The sequence below is a fragment of the Nocardioides daphniae genome, from assembly GCF_004777465.1.
GTDB lineage: Bacteria > Actinomycetota > Actinomycetes > Propionibacteriales > Nocardioidaceae > Nocardioides > Nocardioides daphniae.
In genome coordinates, this window is the sequence record NZ_CP038462.1 from 797,750 (window position 1) to 813,884 (window position 16,135).

The window sequence follows — 16,135 nt, forward strand, 5'->3', positions numbered from 1 at the left end:
CCGTTCCCTTGGCGAGGGGACCAGGCAGGAGCCCTCCGGGCCGATGCCAGTCAGTGCATCAACCGGGGGTCAAGTGTTCACTGTCAAGCGTGCCGTTGCGGCCGTCCTCACCGTCGTCGTCCCACTCGCGGCCGTCCCGTGGATCTCCGGATCCACGGCGGTGGCCGCCACACCGATCGCGAGTGCGGTGATCGGCACCAGCGTCGACACGGCTGCCGGCTCCTGCTGGGAGGTGAAGCAGAAGCGACCGTCCGCTGCCAACGGCAGCTACTGGCTGCTCACCCCGGCGATGTCGAAGCCGGCCCAGTTCTACTGCGACATGACCACCGATGGCGGTGGCTGGGTTCTGGTCGGCAAGGGTCGCGAGGGCTGGACGACCGACTACCTCGGCACAGGCGACGCGGCGGAGCTGCAGTCGCCCACGACGGTCCCGATGTCGTCGGCCACGCACCAGCTCCCCTCGCCGGTGATCGACCAGCTCCTCAACAACAAGCGCGTCGACCAGCTCTCCGAGGGCGTCCGCGTACGCCGCGCGACCAACCGGGACGGCACCTCGTGGCAGGAGGCCCGCATGCGGTTCTCCCGGAAGGGCCGCTGGACCTGGACCTTCGGCGCTGAGCACCCGCTCGCCGGATGGCAGCTCGGCACCTCGATCGGTTTCTCGGGGACCACGCCCACCTTCGGCATCGGTCAGTCGCTGTCGCGGATGGTCAACACCACCGACTCGTCCAAGCGCTTCATGATCGGGTTCGGCTACGGCACCCAGGTGGCGGGCTACACCGACCCCAGCAGCCACCTGTGGGCGGCGACCAACGGCGCGGGCGGCGCACTGCCCTACGCCCAGGTCTACCTGCGGCCGCGGGTCACCTCGACCGACGCGGGCTTCACTGCGATCCCCGACAGCGGCACCCCCAGGATCGAGCAACCCGAGGGCGTCGACTCCAACGCGTTGCCGTCGTCGTGGGGTGTCTCCGGCCTCAAGGGCAACACCGCCTCCGAGGGCAACGTGGAGGTCCAGGCCTTCACACAGTCCGGCTCGCGGATGTACGTCGGTGGCAACTTCCGGTACGTCCAGCGCGACGCCGCCGGGAGTGGTCAGGTCGAGCAGTCGTTCCTGGCCGCCTTCGACCTGGCCACCGGCGAGTGGGACCCGTCGTTCCGCCCGGTGCTCAACGAGCAGGTCAACGCGCTGGCCACCCTGCCCGACGGCAGCGTCGTGGCCGGCGGCAGCTTCAGCGAGGCAAACGGGGCGCCTGCGACCGCGATCGTGGCCCTCGACCCCCTCACCGGGGCGACCAAGCAGGGCTGGAACCTCAAGCTGGAGAACCGAATCACCGGCGGCGTGCTGCGGGTCCGCTCGCTCGACGTCACCAACGGCAAGCTCTACATCGGTGGCGCCCTGACGCACATGTCGGGCGGGCAGTACCCCAACCGGGCGATCTACACGAAGAATGCGGGCCGCGTCGACGCCGCGACCGCGACGCCCAGCGCCGACTGGAACCCGGAGTTCAACGGCACCGTGATCGCGATGGACGGGTCGGACGACGCCGCCCGCCTCTACGCCGCCGGCCACTTCAGCACCTCGAAGACCTCCGCCGCGCTCCGGGTCGCTGCCGTCCTCACCGACGACGGGGCCCCGCTGGCCACCCCGGCCTGGACGCCCACGTGGAGCTCCACCGGGGCCAACTACCAGCAGGCGATCCGCCAGGTCGGCGACAAGGTCTTCTCCGGCGGCTCCGAGCACGCGCTCTTCCAGTACGACACGAGCACCTTCTCGCGCCTCTCGGGCAACATCACCAAGCAGGGGGGCGACTTCCAGTCCGCCGACTCCGACGGCGAGCTGCTGCTGGCCGGCTGCCACTGCGGCCAGTGGACCTACTCCAACGCCTACACCTGGTCGAGCATCGGCACCGGGTGGACCGAGGCCGACGCGATCCGGTGGGTCGGCGCGTGGGACGCCTCCACGGGGGCGTACGTCCCGAGCTTCAACCCCAGCTTCACCCTGCGCCTCGACTCGGGCATCTGGGCGGTCAAGACCGACACGGCCGGCAACTTCTGGGTGGGCGGCGACATCGTCAACGTGCGCACGGCCAACGGGCGTGCCTTCTCGGGCGGCTTCGCCCGGTTCCGTCGCTCCGACTCCACCGCCCCTGACGCGCCCAGCGGCCTCACGGTGGCCGACGGGACGGCGGACACGGCCACCCTGACGTGGAACCCCGTCACCGACCCCGCCGGCGGCGTCCGCTACGAGCTCCTGCGCGACGACCGCACCGTCGCCTTCACCACCGAGGCCGGCACCCAGCTGACGGTGCCTCGCGTGGTCGGGGGTCGTTACTTCGTCCGGGCGGTCGACCGCAAGGGCAACGTGAGCGCCTCGTCCCCGGTCCTGGTGATGCCGGCCGAGGTGCCCAACCAGGCACCCGTCGCCGCCTTCGCCAGCACGACCAAGGACCTGACGGTCGACCTCGACGCCTCCACGTCCACCGACGACCGTGGGGTCACCTCGTACGCCTGGACGTTCGGCGACGGCGAGAGCGGCACCGGCGCGACGACGAGCCACACGTACGCCGCGGGCGGCAGCCACGAGGTCACGCTGACGGTCACGGACGCCCAGGGGCTGACGTCGTCGGTGAGCCGGACCGTCGAGGTCAAGGCTCCCGACCCGCAGGTGATCGCGCTCGGCTCCGCCTGGCACTGGTACTACCAGGCGGCCGCGCCCGCGGCGACGTGGCGCAACCACGACTTCGACGACGCCGCGTGGAGCTCGGGCAACGGGACGTTCGGCTGGGGAGCGCCCACGGTGGCCACTCGGATCGACGCCGCCTTCGCGTCCGAGACCGACCGGCCGGTCACGGCGTACTTCCGCAAGTCCTTCCAGGTCGACGACCCCTCGCGCGTCGTCAGCCTGCGGCTGGACACGGTGGCCGACGACGGCGCCGTGGTCCACGTCAACGGGGTCGAGGTGGCCCGGCAGAACATGGGGACCGGCGTGGTGGGACATACCACGTACGCCCAGACGGCGCGCCGCTACACGGCTGCGGCAGCCGATCCGCTCGTGGTCGAGGTGCCTCTTGGCCTCCTCCGTGCGGGCACCAACGTCGTGGCGGTGGAGACGCACGTCAACTACCGCAGGACGCCAGACCTGACCTTCGACCTGAAGGCCACCCTGGTCGCCCGCTGATGGAATCCATGGGTCGAGGAGAAGAGGTACCGAAGATGAGTCGACGACTGACGCGCATGGCCATGGCCGCTGCGCTGGCGGTCCTGGTGGCCGTACCGGGGGCAGGAATCGTCGCTCCGACGCAGGCGGTCGTGGCGACGGCAGGAGACCCGGCTCCGGCCGCGGTCATCGGCAGTGCCCCCGAGCACGCCGCCGCCTCCTGCTTCGAGATCAAGGAGCTGCGTCCTGCGGCCCCCGACGGGGTGTACTGGCTGTACACGCCCCGGCTGACCCAGCCGATGCAGTTCTACTGCGACCAGACCACCGACGGCGGTGGCTGGGTGCTGGTCGGCAAGGGCCGCGAGATGTGGAGCCTCAACTACAGCGGGCAGAACGGTCTCGCCGCCGACGGCAACACCTCCACCGCGATCCGCAGCCCCGAGCCGGGCGCCACGCTCAACAGCGCGACCCAGCTCGACGTCCGCACCGTCGACGGCCTGCTCAACGGCGCCGACGTCAGCACGCTCTCGATCGGCAACACCGGCGACGGGGTCAGGATCCGACGGGCCCTGAACGCCAACGGCCTCGCGTGGCAGGAGGTCCGGACCAGGTACCGCAGCATGAAGGGATGGTCCTGGAGCATCTTGGGCGCCGAGCACCCGCTCAACGGCTCGACCATCGGTGGGCTCACCTTCACCAACGGCAACAACGCCAGCTACGGCATCTCGACCCTGGTCAACCGTGTCATCACAGGCGGTGGCCAGGCGCGCGGATGGCGCTACGGCTTCCGCTACGGGAGCCTGATCACCGGCCAGAACAACAACACCAGCTACCTGTGGGCCCCCACCAACGGTGGCGGCGAGGCCGCGCCCTACGCCCAGGTCTACCTGCGCCCGCGCGTCACCTCCTCTGCCTTCGAGGCGGTCCCCAACGGCGGCACGCCGGTGCGCGAGATCCCCAAGGGCCTGCGCGACACCGCCGACGTGATGCCCTGGGGCGTCAACGGGACCCGCGGCAGCACCTCCTCGGAGTACAACAAGGAGGTCCAGGCGTTCGCGGAGTCGGGCAACGTGATGTTCGTGGGTGGCAACTTCCGCTACGTCCAGCGCGACAGCGGTGGCACCGGTCGGGTCGAGCAGTCCTACCTGGCCGCGTTCAACCGCACGACGGGTGAGTGGATCAGCAGCTTCCGCCCGCAGCTCAACGAACAGGTCCACTCCCTGACGGTGCTGCCCGACGGCACCCTGGTCGCGGGTGGTCTCTTCAGCCAGGCCAACGGCCAGCCGGCCACCGCCCTGGTCGCCCTCGACCCGGTCACCGGGGCCACGAGGAGCGGCTGGAACGTCCGCGTCGAGAACAGGGTGACCGGTGGGGGCCTGCGCATCCTCACCACCGAGTACCGCGACGGGTTCCTCTACTTCGGCGGCGCCCTGACCCACGTGGCCGGCGGCACCGCGCCGAGCACCTTCCGCTACGCGAAGAACCTGGCCCGGGTCGCGGTCCCGAGCTGGACCCCGAGCATCGCGTGGAACCCGGACCTCAACGGCACGGTCTTCGACGTCTCACCGTCGTCCTCGACGGCCAAGCTGTACGCCTCCGGCTTCTTCACCACGGCGGGCGCGCTGACGGCGACCAGCGCGGCGGTGGTCTCGACCGCCGACGCCAGCCTGGTCTCGGCCTCGTGGAGCCCGACCTGGTCGTCCACGAAGAGCTACCAGATGACGATCATCGAGGGCGACGACAACCGCTTCTACTCCGGCGGCTCCGAGCACCTGGTCTTCGGCTTCGACCGTGACACCTACGAGCGCAAGAGCGGCACGATCACCAAGAACTTCGGTGGTGACACCCAGTCGTCGGCGGCCTCGGACGACGGGCTGCTCTTCTTCGGCAGCCACTCCAACGAGTTCGTCTTCAACGACGCCTACCGGTGGCCCTCGATCGGCACGAGCTGGAGCGACGCGCACAACATCAAGTGGCTCGCCGTCTACGACTCGGCGACGGGTCGCAACCTGCCGGCCTTCAGCCCGACGCTCAACATGCGCGCCGGCAGCGGCATCTGGGACATCGCCGTCGACTCCGACGGCAAGGTCTGGGCCGGTGGCGACGTGGCCAGCGTGGGCACGCCCAACGGAACGCGCTGGTCGGGCGGCTTCGCCCGCTTCCCGCGCAACGACGCGACGGCCCCGGGCACCCCGGGCAACCTGCGCCGCGTCTCCTCGACCGCGACCACGGCGACGCTCGCCTGGAACGCCTCGTCCGGCACGCCGGCCCGCTACCAGGTGCTGCGCGACGACCGGGTGATCGGCTACACCACGGGCACGCAGATCACGGTCCCGCTGGGCAGCGCGAACCGGTTCTTCGTCCGGGCCGTCGACGCGGCAGGCAACGCCAGTGCCTCCACGCCGGTGCTCAACCTGGACGCGATCCCGGCCAACCAGCTGCCGACCGCCAGCTTCACGGCGACCGTCTCCAGCCAGACCGTCCAGCTCGACGCGGCCGCCTCGTCGGACCCCGACGGCGCGATCACCTCGTACGCCTGGACCTTCGGTGACGGCTCGACGGGCACCGGGGTCTCCCCGTCGCACACCTACGCCGCCGGCGGCACCTACACGGTGCGGCTGACGGTCACCGACGACGCCGGAGCCACCGCCGTCGCGGAGCGCAGCGTCACCGTCGAGGAGCCGACCACGTCCACCACCCGGGTGGTCCCGTTCGGGTCGGAGTGGAAGTGGCGCTACGAGAGCACCGCCCCGGCGGCCGACTGGAAGAGCAACCCCGCCACCTCGGCAGGGTGGACCTCGGGGGCCGGCACGTTGGGCTGGGGCACCAGTCCGCTCGGGACGAAGATCGACGACGCCTTCGCGACGACGTCCGCCCGTCCGCTGACGGCCTACTTCACCAGGACGATCGAGATCTCCGACGTCACCAAGGTCGTCGACCTGAAGATCGACACGTGGGCCGACGACGGTGCGGTCTTCTACGTCAACGGTGTCGAGGTGGCCCGGCAGAACATGCCGGCCGGCACCATCACGCACGGTTCCTACGCGGTCTCGGCCCGCCAGACCACGGTGGCCCAGGCCAGCCCGGTCCGGGTCACGATCCCGGCCAGCGCCCTGCGCAACGGCACGAACCTGATCGCGGCGGAGAGCCACGTCAACTACCGTGCGACGCCCAACATGTCGTTCGACCTCGCCGCTGACCTCACGGTCAACAACTGAGGTCCGGACGGCCGAGGAGAGACGAAGAGCAGGAGGCTGGGGATGAGGGAGCTGAGCGGGGTCCGTCGGGTGGCGGCGGAGTCCGTCTTCGCCCTCCGGCGGGCCTGGTACAGGACCCGCTACCCCAGCCTCACGCTCGGCAAGGACGTCCGCATCGTCGGACGCCTGCGGGTGCGGGGCGGCACGAAGGTCGTCCTGGGTGACCGTGTCCGCGTCCGCAAGCTCGTCCGGTTCAACGGGGGCGGGGTCGTCCACGTCGGCCCCGACACCCTGCTCAACGGCTGCTGGATCATGGCGTCGACGTCGGTGGAGATCGGCGCGCGGTGCCTGCTCTCCGACGGTGGCATCCTCGACACCGACTACCACAACCTCGACCCCGAGACCCGGCACGATCCGCCCACGGACCGCACCCGTGCCCCGGTCGTCCTCGAGGACAACGTCTGGCTCGGCACCGCGTCCCTGGTGCTCAAGGGCACGCGCGTCGGGTGCGACAGCGTCGTGGCGGCGGGCGCCGTCGTACGCTGACGTGCCACCCCGCGTCGTGGTCTCTGGCAACCCTGCCGCCATCGTCAAGAAGTTCCCCGCCGCCCCTCAGCAGGCAGCCCCTGATCCAGAAGCTTCAGAAGACTGAGCCAAAGGATGACGCCATGGATGATCGACAGAAGCTGGAGAACTACTTCGCTGAAGTGGACGCGAGTCAGGTCCGCCTGAAGTCCACCAAACCTTCCGACAGCAAGCTGCGGGTGGCCGCCAAGAGGCTGGTGCCCATGAGTCGCCGGAGCGCCGCCCGGATGGCGGTGACCAACGCGGTGCGCCCCTTCGAGCGGCGCAAGGCCGAGCGCATCGAGGCGACGACCCACCCGCTGCGCCTCCACCTCGGGTCCGGCGGCGAGCACAAGGACGGCTGGATCAACATCGACTGCGTCGGTGACCCGGTGGAGCTGGCCTGGAACCTGGTCCACGGCATCCCGTTCAGTGACGGCTCCGCCCAGGCGATCTTCCACGAGCACCTCTTCGAGCACATCCCGTTGCAGGCGGGCCTCGGCCTGATGGACGAGTGCTTCCGAGTGCTCGAGCCGGGCGGCATCCTGCGCGTCGGCGTCCCCGACGCGGGTGCGCTCATCCGCTCCTACGTCGGCGACGGGGAGTACGTCGACGCCCTGCACCCGGGCCGCCCGACCCGGCTGCTCGGCGTCCAGGAGCTCTTCTACTGGCACGCGCACGTGACGATGTACGACGACGAGACGCTGGCGACGGTCTTCCGTGCCGGCGGCTTCCCCGACCCGGTGAAGCGGAAGTACCAGGACACCGACCTGGAGAAGGCCCCGGACACCCCGACGCGCGCGTCGCAGACGCTCTACATGGAGGCCCGTAAGCCGCTGTCCTGACGGCAGAGGCTGCGCGCCGGGCTCAGGCTCGGGCCCGCACCTGGTCCAGCTTGAGGTGGCGCCGGTCGAGCACCAGGTAGGCGCCGAAGGCGACACCGCCCGCGGCGATGCCGACGGCCAGGGCGGGCGTGGTCTGGCCCAGGACGCTCGCCACCAGCAGCTGGGGGGCCGCCACGCAGACGGTCAACGCCGCCAGGACGCGCACGGCCGGGCGCCAGGGCAGCTTGACGTGCGTGGTCCGGCGGACCTGGACGGCGGCCAGGGCCGTGTCGAGCAGCATGCTCGCCGTCCAGGCCACCGCCGCGCCCTCGATGCCCCAGCGGGGCACCAGGACGAGGTTGGCGACGATGTTGACGGCCACGACCACCGACTTGTTGACCATCACCAGGCCGCTGCGACCGGTCATGATCAGCAGCGTCTGGATGTTGCCCGCACCGACGAGCACCAGCGCACCCACGCAGAGCAACGTCATCGCGGGGCGCGCGCCGTCGAAGTCGTCGCCGAGCCAGCCGAGCACGACGGGGGAGAAGATCGCCAGGGTCACGTAGACCGGGCCTCCCAGCAGCAGCGCCCACCCGGCGGTGGCCGAGTAGAGCTCAGAGAGCGTCGTACGGTCGCCCGACCCGACCAGGGCGCTGAAGCGGGGGCCGACGGCGATCCGCAGCGCCGTGACCACGATGAAGCCGGCGAAGACGAAGCGGGCGGCGGCGCCGTACATGCCGGCGGCCGCCGCTCCGGCCAGCGCACCGACGATCAGCACGTCGGCCCAGACCAAGGTCTGGTCGAGGCCGTTGGAGACGGTGCGCGGCACGGCGAAGGTGAGGATGCGGCGTACGACGTCGCGGGAGGGCAGCAGCCGCTCGGAGGGCGCCGAGCGGCGGCGTACGACGACCCACAGCGTCGCCAGCGAGACCAGCGCGCCGACCGCCCAGGGCAGGGTCCAGGCCGCGGTGACGGCCAGCGTGCCGGTGCCGAGCACGCCGGTGGCCAGGAGCAGCAGCCGCAGGCCGGGCACCAGGGTGCGGTCTATGACGGCGAAGGGGTAGACGGTGCCCAGGGCCCGCGTCCCGGCGACGAAGATCGTCAGCAGGACCGCTGCCACGAGGAACGGGGCCGCCAGGTCGAGGGTCGATCCGACCTCGTCGAGCGGCAGGAAGGTGGAGACGGCGTACCAGGCCAGGACCACGAGGCACGACCACGCCAGGCCGATGAGCACCATGCCCACCAGCGCCGGACGGACCAGCTCGGGTTGCTCCTGGCGGAGCCGGGGGAGCAGCCAGATCGCGGCCGTGTCGAGGCCGAGGGCGCCGATGCTGAGGGCGATCGTGAAGACCGCCACCATCTGCAGCACCACGCCGGAGCCGTCGGCGCCCAGCAGTCGACCGAGGAGGATGACGAAGGCGAATCCCAGCAGGGCGCTCAGCGCCGAGCCGACGAGCACGACGGCGGCACCCCGCGCGGCTCGACCGAGCTCCTGGCTCGGCCTCTCCTCCGTGGTGCTGATGGCGGCGCCCCTCCCCCTGACGGACCCGATGGATGAGTCACCCCCCACCGGGCCGCGACCGTGCCTATAGTACAAGCGCACTGACCCGCCCGCTTTGACTTGAGGTGCCCGTGAGCACAGTGGTGTCCCAGCCGTCAGGGGCCGACGCTGCCGTGCCGACCCGGCCCCTTCCGGCGTGGCCGCTGCTCTGGCTCTTCGGGCCGTTCCTGCTGTGGTGGGCGCTCGGGCTCTCCGACTCGATGTGGATCCCCGCGGCCGGGGTGATGGCCTACCAGCTCGTCTCCCGGGGGCACGTCCAGGCGCCGCGAGGCTTCGGCGTGTGGCTCCTGCTCATGGTGTGGATCACCTTCGCCACGCTCCGCGTCGCCTCCGGCGGCGACCTCATCGGGGGGCTCTACCGTCTGGCGCTCTACTACTCGCTCACGGTGATCTTCCTGTACGTCTACAACGCGCGTACGACGCTCACCGTGCGGAGGGTGACGGGCATCCTCACGCTCTGGTTCATCACGCTCGTCATCGGCGGCTACCTCGGGATCTTCTTCCCGGCGGCCGAGTTCACCACCCCGATGAGCAAGGTCATCCCGGGCGGGCTGCTGCAGAACCCGATGATCCACGACATGGTCGTCCGGCCGCTGTCGCAGTTCGACGACGGCTACAACCAGTTCGAGCCGCGCCCCAACGTGCCGTTCCTGTACACGAACAACTGGGGCAACGTGTACTCGATGCTGCTGCCGCTCGTGGCGGTCTACATGCTCGAGGTGCGCGGCACCAGGCGCTACTGGTACGTGCTGGCGCTCTTCCCGATCTCGGCCGTCCCCGCCCTGCTGACGCTGAACCGGGGGATGTTCCTGGGGATCGGCCTGACCATCGTCTACGTCGCGGTACGGCTGGCGCTCCAGCGGCACTACAAGGCGATCGTCGGGGTGCTGGGCCTGGGCCTGGTCGGCCTGGTCCTCTACAACGTGCTGCCGGTCGCGGAGCGGATGAACAACCGCCTCCCGCCCGAGGGCAACAGCACGACCACCCGGTTGAGCCTGTACGAGCAGGCCCTGGCGCTGGTGCCCGGCTCACCGATCTTCGGCTACGGGGCGCCGCAGCCACCCGCCAACCCCTTCGAGGCGCCGGTGGGCACCCAGGGCTACATCTGGATGCTCCTGGTCTCCTTCGGTCCGATGGCGGTCGTCCTCTTCGTGGCCTTCTTCCTGGTGGCACTGTCCAAGGTCTTCCGGCGGCACGACGCCCTCGGCATGGCGTTGAGCTCGGTGCTCATGGTCGGGCTGGTCGAGCACGTCTACTACGGCCTGCTGCCGCACGGGCTGGCGGTCATGCTGCCGGTGGCGGCGCTCGCCTTCCGGGGCGAGGAGGAGATTGCGCCACCGACGGGTCAGGGAGCAGTCCAACCCATCGAACGACCGAGCGCGGCCTCCAGCGCCGCGTTGTGAGGCGCGTAGAACTCGGCGAGCTCGGCACGCACCGCGTCGTCGTCGATCGCTGACGGCGCGATGCCGTTGAAGGCCTTGGTGTCGGGCAGCCGGTGCTGGGGCAGGCCCAGGAACTCGCAGACGGTGTCGAAGGTGCCCTGCACGTCGGCGTACAGGTCCTCGCTGCGCAGGACGAGCAGCTGCTCGCGGCCGAAGGTCGACCACCAGTTCTCGAGGGAGGGCAGGTAGATGCCGCGCGAGCGGTAGGTGTACCAGTCGTGCGCCTCGCTGTAGTAGGTCCGGTCGGCCGCCATCCGCTCCAGCTCGCCCTCGAGGCGGGTCGGCTCGGCGGCCAGCGCGTCGACGAAGCTCAACGGCTCGACGCCGTTCTTCCGGCGCTCGTGGTAGTGCGACCAGGCGCGCTCGACCGGGTCGCGGAGCAGGGCGATCGCCTTCACCTCGGGTGCGATCGCGTGGACCTCACCGGCCACCCGGTGGTCCCACAGGTAGTAGGGGGAGGCCTCGCCGCTGATCGGACGGTGGCCCAGGCGGCGCTGCATCCGCTCGCGGTGGGCCTCGGTGTGGAAGTGCGACCGGTACCACTCCGGGCCGCGGTCGAGCTCCTTGAAGAAGTAGTCGGTGCTCTTCTTGCCCCGACTCTGGGGGAAGAGCCCGAGCGCGCCGGGGTGCATGAGCAGGTAGTTGAAGAGCGAGGTGGTGCCGCCCCGCTTCGTCCCGATGATCAGGAAGTCGGGCGCGGGCCGCTGCCCCACCGTGGCCCGGGCGTAGGCGCGGGTCGTGACGTTGGCGCTGTCCTTGAGCCAGCGCGGTGACCGGTCCTTGATCGCGGAGAGGGCTGCCATGCGCAGATCCTAGGAGGATTCGGAGGTGCTGTGGAGGTGCTGACGGGTGACGCGCACCATGTCGTCGAGCTGGGGGCGGAGCATCCAGCTCTCCTGCCACCCGCCGTCGCCCAGGGCGTGGGCGAGCACCCGCTCGGCCAGGGCAGCCACGTGGATGGCGGTGAGCGTGGGCCACGCGGCGCGGCTGATGCCCAGCGCGCGCAGGACCGGGGCGGCGTCGGCCTGGGCCTTGAGCACCACCGCGCCGTCCCACCGGTCGCCGTGGGTCTCCTGGCGTACGCCGATCGCCCAGTGCAGGGCGTCCATCCCGGCGGGGGCGTCGAGCTCGCTGGTCTCCCAGTCCCAGACCCAGAGCGTCCCGGTGCCGTCCCGCGCGGCGTTCCACGGGGTGAAGTCGCCGTGCCACCGGTGGGCGGCGGGGAGCTCGACCTCGCTGGCGAGGGCGTCGGTGAGCAGGGCGCGGGCGGCGCCGACGGTGGCGTCCTGCGGGTGCGCCTCGGCCAGGGCGTGGAGCCGGTTGGCCAGCGCCCGGCACATCGCCAGCTGCCGGGCCGGGGCGCGGCGGGTGAGGGGGAGGAGGTCGTGGATCTCGACTGCCGTGGGGGGACGGCGGCGCGGGCCGTCGCCGCGTACGTCGGTGGGCAGCGGGGCGGCGACGACGACCGGCCGGTCGTGGTGCTCGCCCAGTGCGCGCAGTGCAGGCACCCGAGCGACCCTGACCGAGGTCGCGAGGTCGCGCAGGGCGGCGGCCTCACGTCGTACGCCCTCGACCGACAGCGGCTCCCAGGCAAACTTCGCCAGACCCAGCGGGTGTCCGGTGCTGTCGAGCAGCTGCAGCGTCGCCTTGCGGTTGGTGTTGAGGTTGACGCGCATCGCCGCGTGCAGGTCCGGCTCCCCGAGCAGCGTACGCAGCGTGGTCACCGGCGTGCAGGCGTCCACGCCGCGCCGCGCTTGGAGCGCGACCCGCTCGGAGACCAGGGGGAGCCCGGCCCAGCTGCCGACGGTGAGCGCGGTGCGCCGGGCGTGGGCACCGGTGGTGAGCAGGGCGCGGTAGTTGCCGACGGCGGCGGCCGCGAGCCGGCGCGACCCCTCGGGGACCAGGAGCCGGGCGTGGGCGACGGAGGGCACCGCTCGGTAGGCCTCGACGGTGTGCCACTGCTCGTCGCCGGGACTCTGCTCCGGGTCGTCGCCGGTGACCAGCCGGACGTCACCGGTCGCGAGGGCCGGGCGCCACAGCTGCTCGACGACCGCGGCGAGGGGGCCGGCGGGCAGCTCGGAACCCAGGTCGTACGCAGGCATGTGTCCCCTCCCTCCAGACGCACGAGAGCCGTGCTCGGCGCTCAGGGTAGCGCCGAACACGGCTTCGTGAGGGTGGGAGCTCAGACCCCTCGCATGCTGGTCAGGACTGGGGGACCCAGGTCTTGAGGTAGTCCAGCTGCATGGCGGTCTTGTCGCCCGACCAGTCGGTGCTGGCGTCGGGCAGGCCGCCCCACGTGCCACCGACCTGGAGGTTGATGCGGAGGTTCCACCGGTCACCCACGTCGTAGTAGGCGTTGTACCAGGTGGGGTTGGCGTTGGTGAACTCAGCGGTCTTGACGCAGTCGACCCACATCACGATCTTGCCCGGGGTCTTCTCGATCGTGTAGGTGTGCCAGCCGGTCGCCTCGCCCGGGAGCTCGGAGAACTTCTTGGAGCGCACGGACTGCTTGTGGGTCGAGCCGTACTCGGTGTGGATGGTGTGGTGCGCGGCGGCACGGCCGGCCTTGGCGTCGCTGCCGAGGGTCTCGACCAGGTCGATCTCGCCGGCCTGGCCGTCGGTGGGACGGAACCACAGCGGGGCGGCCCACATGCCCTGCTCGAGCGGCACCTTGGCGCGGACCTCGGCCCGGAAGGTCGAGGGCAGCGAGTACTTGCCGATGCTCTCCACGTAGCCCGAGGTGAAGTTGCGGGTGCGGTAGGTCTCCTTCTTCGCCTGGATGCGAAGGATGCTGTTGTTGACGGAGACGTTCTGCGCGCGCAGGTAGGAGTCCTCGTTGGACGCGTAGGTGTCGTTCTTGATGTTCCACACCTTCGGGTCGAGGGCGTCGAAGTTGTCGTTGAGCTCCTGCTTCCAGGCGCTCGACGGGACGCAGCCGGCCGGGGTCGGCGTGGGCGTGGGGGTCGGCGTCGGCGTCGGCGTCGGGGTGGGAGTCGGCGTCGGGGTGGGCGTCGGCGTCGGGGTGGGCGTCGGCGTCGGCGTCGGGGTGGGAGTCGGAGTCGGGGTCGGCGTGGGGGTCGGCGTCGGCGTCGGGGTCGGCGTCGGGGTGGGCGTCGGGGTCGGCGTCGGGGTCGGCGTCGGGGTGGGCGTCGGGGTCGGGGTCGGCGTCGGGGTCGGCGTCGGAGTGGGCGTGGGCGTCGGGGTCGGCGTCGGCGTCGGGGTGGAGGTCCCCGGCTTGGCCATGGCGACCTTGTAGACCGGGCTGCCGACACCCTCGCTGCCGACCAGCACGGACGCGCCGGTGCGGTCGACCTCGAGCGACTCACCCATGCGGCGGTCCGGCAGGACGCTCACGACGGGGGTCGAGCCGAAGCTCGAGTAGGTGAAGGAGTGGGTGTAGCTGCCGAGCACGATGGTCTTGCCGTCGGGCGAGAACGAGGCCGCGGTGATGTTGGCCGGTGCGTCGGCGATGCGGGTCAGCTTGTTGGTCGAGGAGGTCGAGAGCTTGGCGGGGGCCTGGTAGATGCCGGCGCTCTGCTCGGACTTGGTGACCACGTAGACCTGACCGGTGGTCGGGTGCACGAGGATCGCCTCGGCGTCACGCGCCCGGTCGGGGTAGGTGAAGTTGTAGCGGGTGGGCCGGACCTCGACCGTGCGGCCGTCGGTGGGCACGGAGCTCGGCTCGGTGAACCGGTAGAGCTGGATGCTGGTGCGGGTGCGCGGGTTGTCGCCCACGTCGCCGACCCAGATGCTGCGGCCGGGGCCCGACGAGATGTCTTCCCAGTCGTTGGCGGTGGCGTCGCGCAGCCGGTAGACGGCCCGGGTCTTGCCCACGCTGTTGATCGCGAAGACGCGGTTGGAGTCGCCGCTGTCATTGTGCGTCCAGAGCATGTCGCGGGCGTAGGTGCTGCGCGCCAGGCCGGAGGACTCGGTGATGCGCGAGTCGGTGAGGGTGCGCTCGACCGTGTGGGGGACCGGCTCGCTCGCTCGGAAGATGGAGGCCGAGGAGGTGCCGGAGTCGGTGAGGGCGGCGTTCGTCGGCATGGAGAAGCCGATCGTGAGTGCGGAACCAGCCAGAACAGTCAGCCCGAGTCCGCGGACAGCAGTGCCTTTGAGCACGTGCGTATCCCTTTCTGTGTGTGCTGGTGGCCGCACGCGGGGGAACGCGTGCGACAACCTCCGAGCGCGCATGACCTGGGACCATGCGCGGGCAGGGCGGGGGCCCTGCACGAGGCGCGAGGACGAGGTCCTTCGCGATGGCTCAGTCGCGGCGACGAGAGTCGGCCGCGAGCCGGGTGGAGTCAGCGGTGACTCTCGATGATGCCGCGGGAACTCAACGGCTTATACCCAATAAGGTAGATGACAATCTCCCTCCCGTGCCAATTGCTCCTACCCAATGAGAGGTATTCCACATGGGTCATCGGCGTGTTGGGCCGGTTTTCCGGGACAACGGGACCTAAGTCCGATCGGGCATAACCCGGTCGGGCTATGCCGACGGAACCCGCGTGTTCGTCGGCGCGGCGTCGACCGGTCGGCTGGGTAGGCTGACGCGGGTGAGCACAGAGAGCACTGACGCCCAGATCCCCGCCGTTGCCCGTTCCGACGACCACGCGTTCGCGGTGTGGGTGGCCGAGCAGGCCGGGCACCGACTGCTGCAGGTGCGCGAGCAGGGCCTCGAGGGCAAGGCGCTCAAGGACGCCGGAGACGCGGCGGCCCAGGAGATCATCGCGGCGCCTCGCCGAGCACCGCCCCGACGACCGCGTGCTCTCCGAGGAGGCGAGCGACGACCGGGTCCGGCTCGAGGCCGACCGCGTGTGGATCATCGACCCGCTCGACGGCACGCGCGAGTTCTCCGAGCCGCCCCGCGACGACTGGGCCGTGCACGTTGCCCTGTGGGAGAAGGGGGCAGGGGAGAAGGGCGACCTGACCGTCGGCGCCGTCGCGCAGCCGGCGCTGGGGGAGACGTTCAACACCGCCATGCCGTCGGTGGTCCCGCCGCGTACGTCCGCCCGCCCGCGCATCGCCGTCTCCCGGTCGCGTCCCCCGGCCTTCGTGGAGGCGCTCGCCGCCGAGCTCGACGCCGAGCTGGTCCCGATGGGCAGCGCCGGCGTGAAGGTGATGAGCGTGGTCCGCGACGTCGCCGACGCCTACGTGCACGCCGGCGGCCAGTACGAGTGGGACAACGCCGCCCCCGTGGCCGTCGCCCGCGCGGCCGGGCTCTTCTGCTCGCGCGTCGACGGCTCCGAGCTCGTCTACAACAAGGACGACGTGCAGCTGCCCGACCTGATCGTCTGCCGCCCCGAGCTGGCCGACGCGATCGTCGACTTCGTCAAGCGCCACGGCGTCGGCTGACCGGGACTCACCGGCCACCTACCGGCCACCGA

At 71.0% G+C, this 16,135-nt stretch carries 10 protein-coding genes; 6 read left to right on the forward strand and 4 right to left on the reverse strand.

From position 1 onward, the window contains the following. The first annotated feature begins 73 nt into the window (after positions 1-73). From E2C04_RS03870 to E2C04_RS03885, 4 genes are all read left to right on the forward strand, one after another. On the forward strand, positions 74-3,181 hold the full coding sequence (locus E2C04_RS03870; protein ID WP_135831614.1) for a fibrinogen-like YCDxxxxGGGW domain-containing protein: 3,108 nt from the start codon (positions 74-76) through the stop codon (positions 3,179-3,181). 35 nt (positions 3,182-3,216) lie between these two features. After that, positions 3,217-6,378 carry a PKD domain-containing protein gene (locus E2C04_RS03875; protein ID WP_158630583.1) on the forward strand — a complete coding sequence of 1,054 codons (3,162 nt, stop codon included), beginning with the start codon at positions 3,217-3,219 and terminating at the stop codon, positions 6,376-6,378. A 42-nt stretch (positions 6,379-6,420) separates the two neighbouring features. Continuing rightward, positions 6,421-6,903, forward strand: coding sequence for an acyltransferase (locus tag E2C04_RS03880; protein ID WP_202977890.1), 483 nt, complete (start codon positions 6,421-6,423; stop codon positions 6,901-6,903). Positions 6,904-7,025: 122 nt separating this feature from the next. After that, positions 7,026-7,766, forward strand: a complete 741-nt coding sequence (locus tag E2C04_RS03885) for a class I SAM-dependent methyltransferase (RefSeq protein ID WP_135831616.1) — start codon at positions 7,026-7,028, stop codon at positions 7,764-7,766. Positions 7,767-7,788: 22 nt separating this feature from the next. Here E2C04_RS03885 and E2C04_RS03890 read toward each other — a convergent pair whose 3' ends face one another. Further along, positions 7,789-9,351 carry an oligosaccharide flippase family protein gene (locus tag E2C04_RS03890; protein WP_338088803.1) on the reverse strand — a complete coding sequence of 521 codons (1,563 nt, stop codon included), beginning with the start codon at positions 9,349-9,351 and terminating at the stop codon, positions 7,789-7,791. Between the two features lie 29 nt (positions 9,352-9,380). Between E2C04_RS03890 and E2C04_RS03895 the strand changes: the two genes are divergently transcribed. Then, positions 9,381-10,712, forward strand: coding sequence for an O-antigen ligase family protein (locus E2C04_RS03895; RefSeq protein ID WP_135831618.1), 1,332 nt, complete (start codon positions 9,381-9,383; stop codon positions 10,710-10,712). Here E2C04_RS03895 and E2C04_RS03900 read toward each other — a convergent pair. From E2C04_RS03900 to E2C04_RS03910, 3 genes are all read right to left on the reverse strand, one after another. Continuing rightward, positions 10,655-11,554, reverse strand: coding sequence for a sulfotransferase domain-containing protein (locus E2C04_RS03900; RefSeq protein ID WP_135831619.1), 900 nt, complete (start codon positions 11,552-11,554; stop codon positions 10,655-10,657). The two genes, E2C04_RS03895 and E2C04_RS03900, sit on opposite strands and share 58 nt — an antisense overlap. 9 nt (positions 11,555-11,563) lie before the next feature. Beyond that, positions 11,564-12,853, reverse strand: a complete 1,290-nt coding sequence (locus tag E2C04_RS03905; RefSeq protein ID WP_135831620.1) for a phosphotransferase family protein — start codon at positions 12,851-12,853, stop codon at positions 11,564-11,566. A gap of 100 nt (positions 12,854-12,953) precedes the next feature. Beyond that, positions 12,954-14,795, reverse strand: a complete 1,842-nt coding sequence (locus tag E2C04_RS03910) for a glycoside hydrolase family 16 protein (protein ID WP_158630585.1) — start codon at positions 14,793-14,795, stop codon at positions 12,954-12,956. Positions 14,796-15,512: 717 nt separating this feature from the next. On the opposite strand from E2C04_RS03910, the gene E2C04_RS03915 reads away from it, so the two are divergent. Then, positions 15,513-16,103 (forward strand): inositol monophosphatase family protein, encoded by a 591-nt coding sequence (locus E2C04_RS03915; RefSeq protein WP_238694416.1) that lies wholly within the window; start codon positions 15,513-15,515, stop codon positions 16,101-16,103. The last annotated feature ends 32 nt before the right edge of the window (positions 16,104-16,135 follow it).

Coding starts and splice junctions, on each gene's coding strand:
- E2C04_RS03875 (WP_158630583.1), top strand. CDS start 3,217: ATGAGTCGACGACTGACGCGCATGGCCATGGCCGCTGCGCTGGCGGTC.
- E2C04_RS03880 (WP_202977890.1), top strand. CDS start 6,421: ATGAGGGAGCTGAGCGGGGTCCGTCGGGTGGCGGCGGAGTCCGTCTTC.
- E2C04_RS03885 (WP_135831616.1), top strand. CDS start 7,026: ATGGATGATCGACAGAAGCTGGAGAACTACTTCGCTGAAGTGGACGCG.
- E2C04_RS03900 (WP_135831619.1), bottom strand. CDS start 11,554: ATGGCAGCCCTCTCCGCGATCAAGGACCGGTCACCGCGCTGGCTCAAG.
- E2C04_RS03905 (WP_135831620.1), bottom strand. CDS start 12,853: ATGCCTGCGTACGACCTGGGTTCCGAGCTGCCCGCCGGCCCCCTCGCC.
- E2C04_RS03910 (WP_158630585.1), bottom strand. CDS start 14,795: ATGCCGACGAACGCCGCCCTCACCGACTCCGGCACCTCCTCGGCCTCC.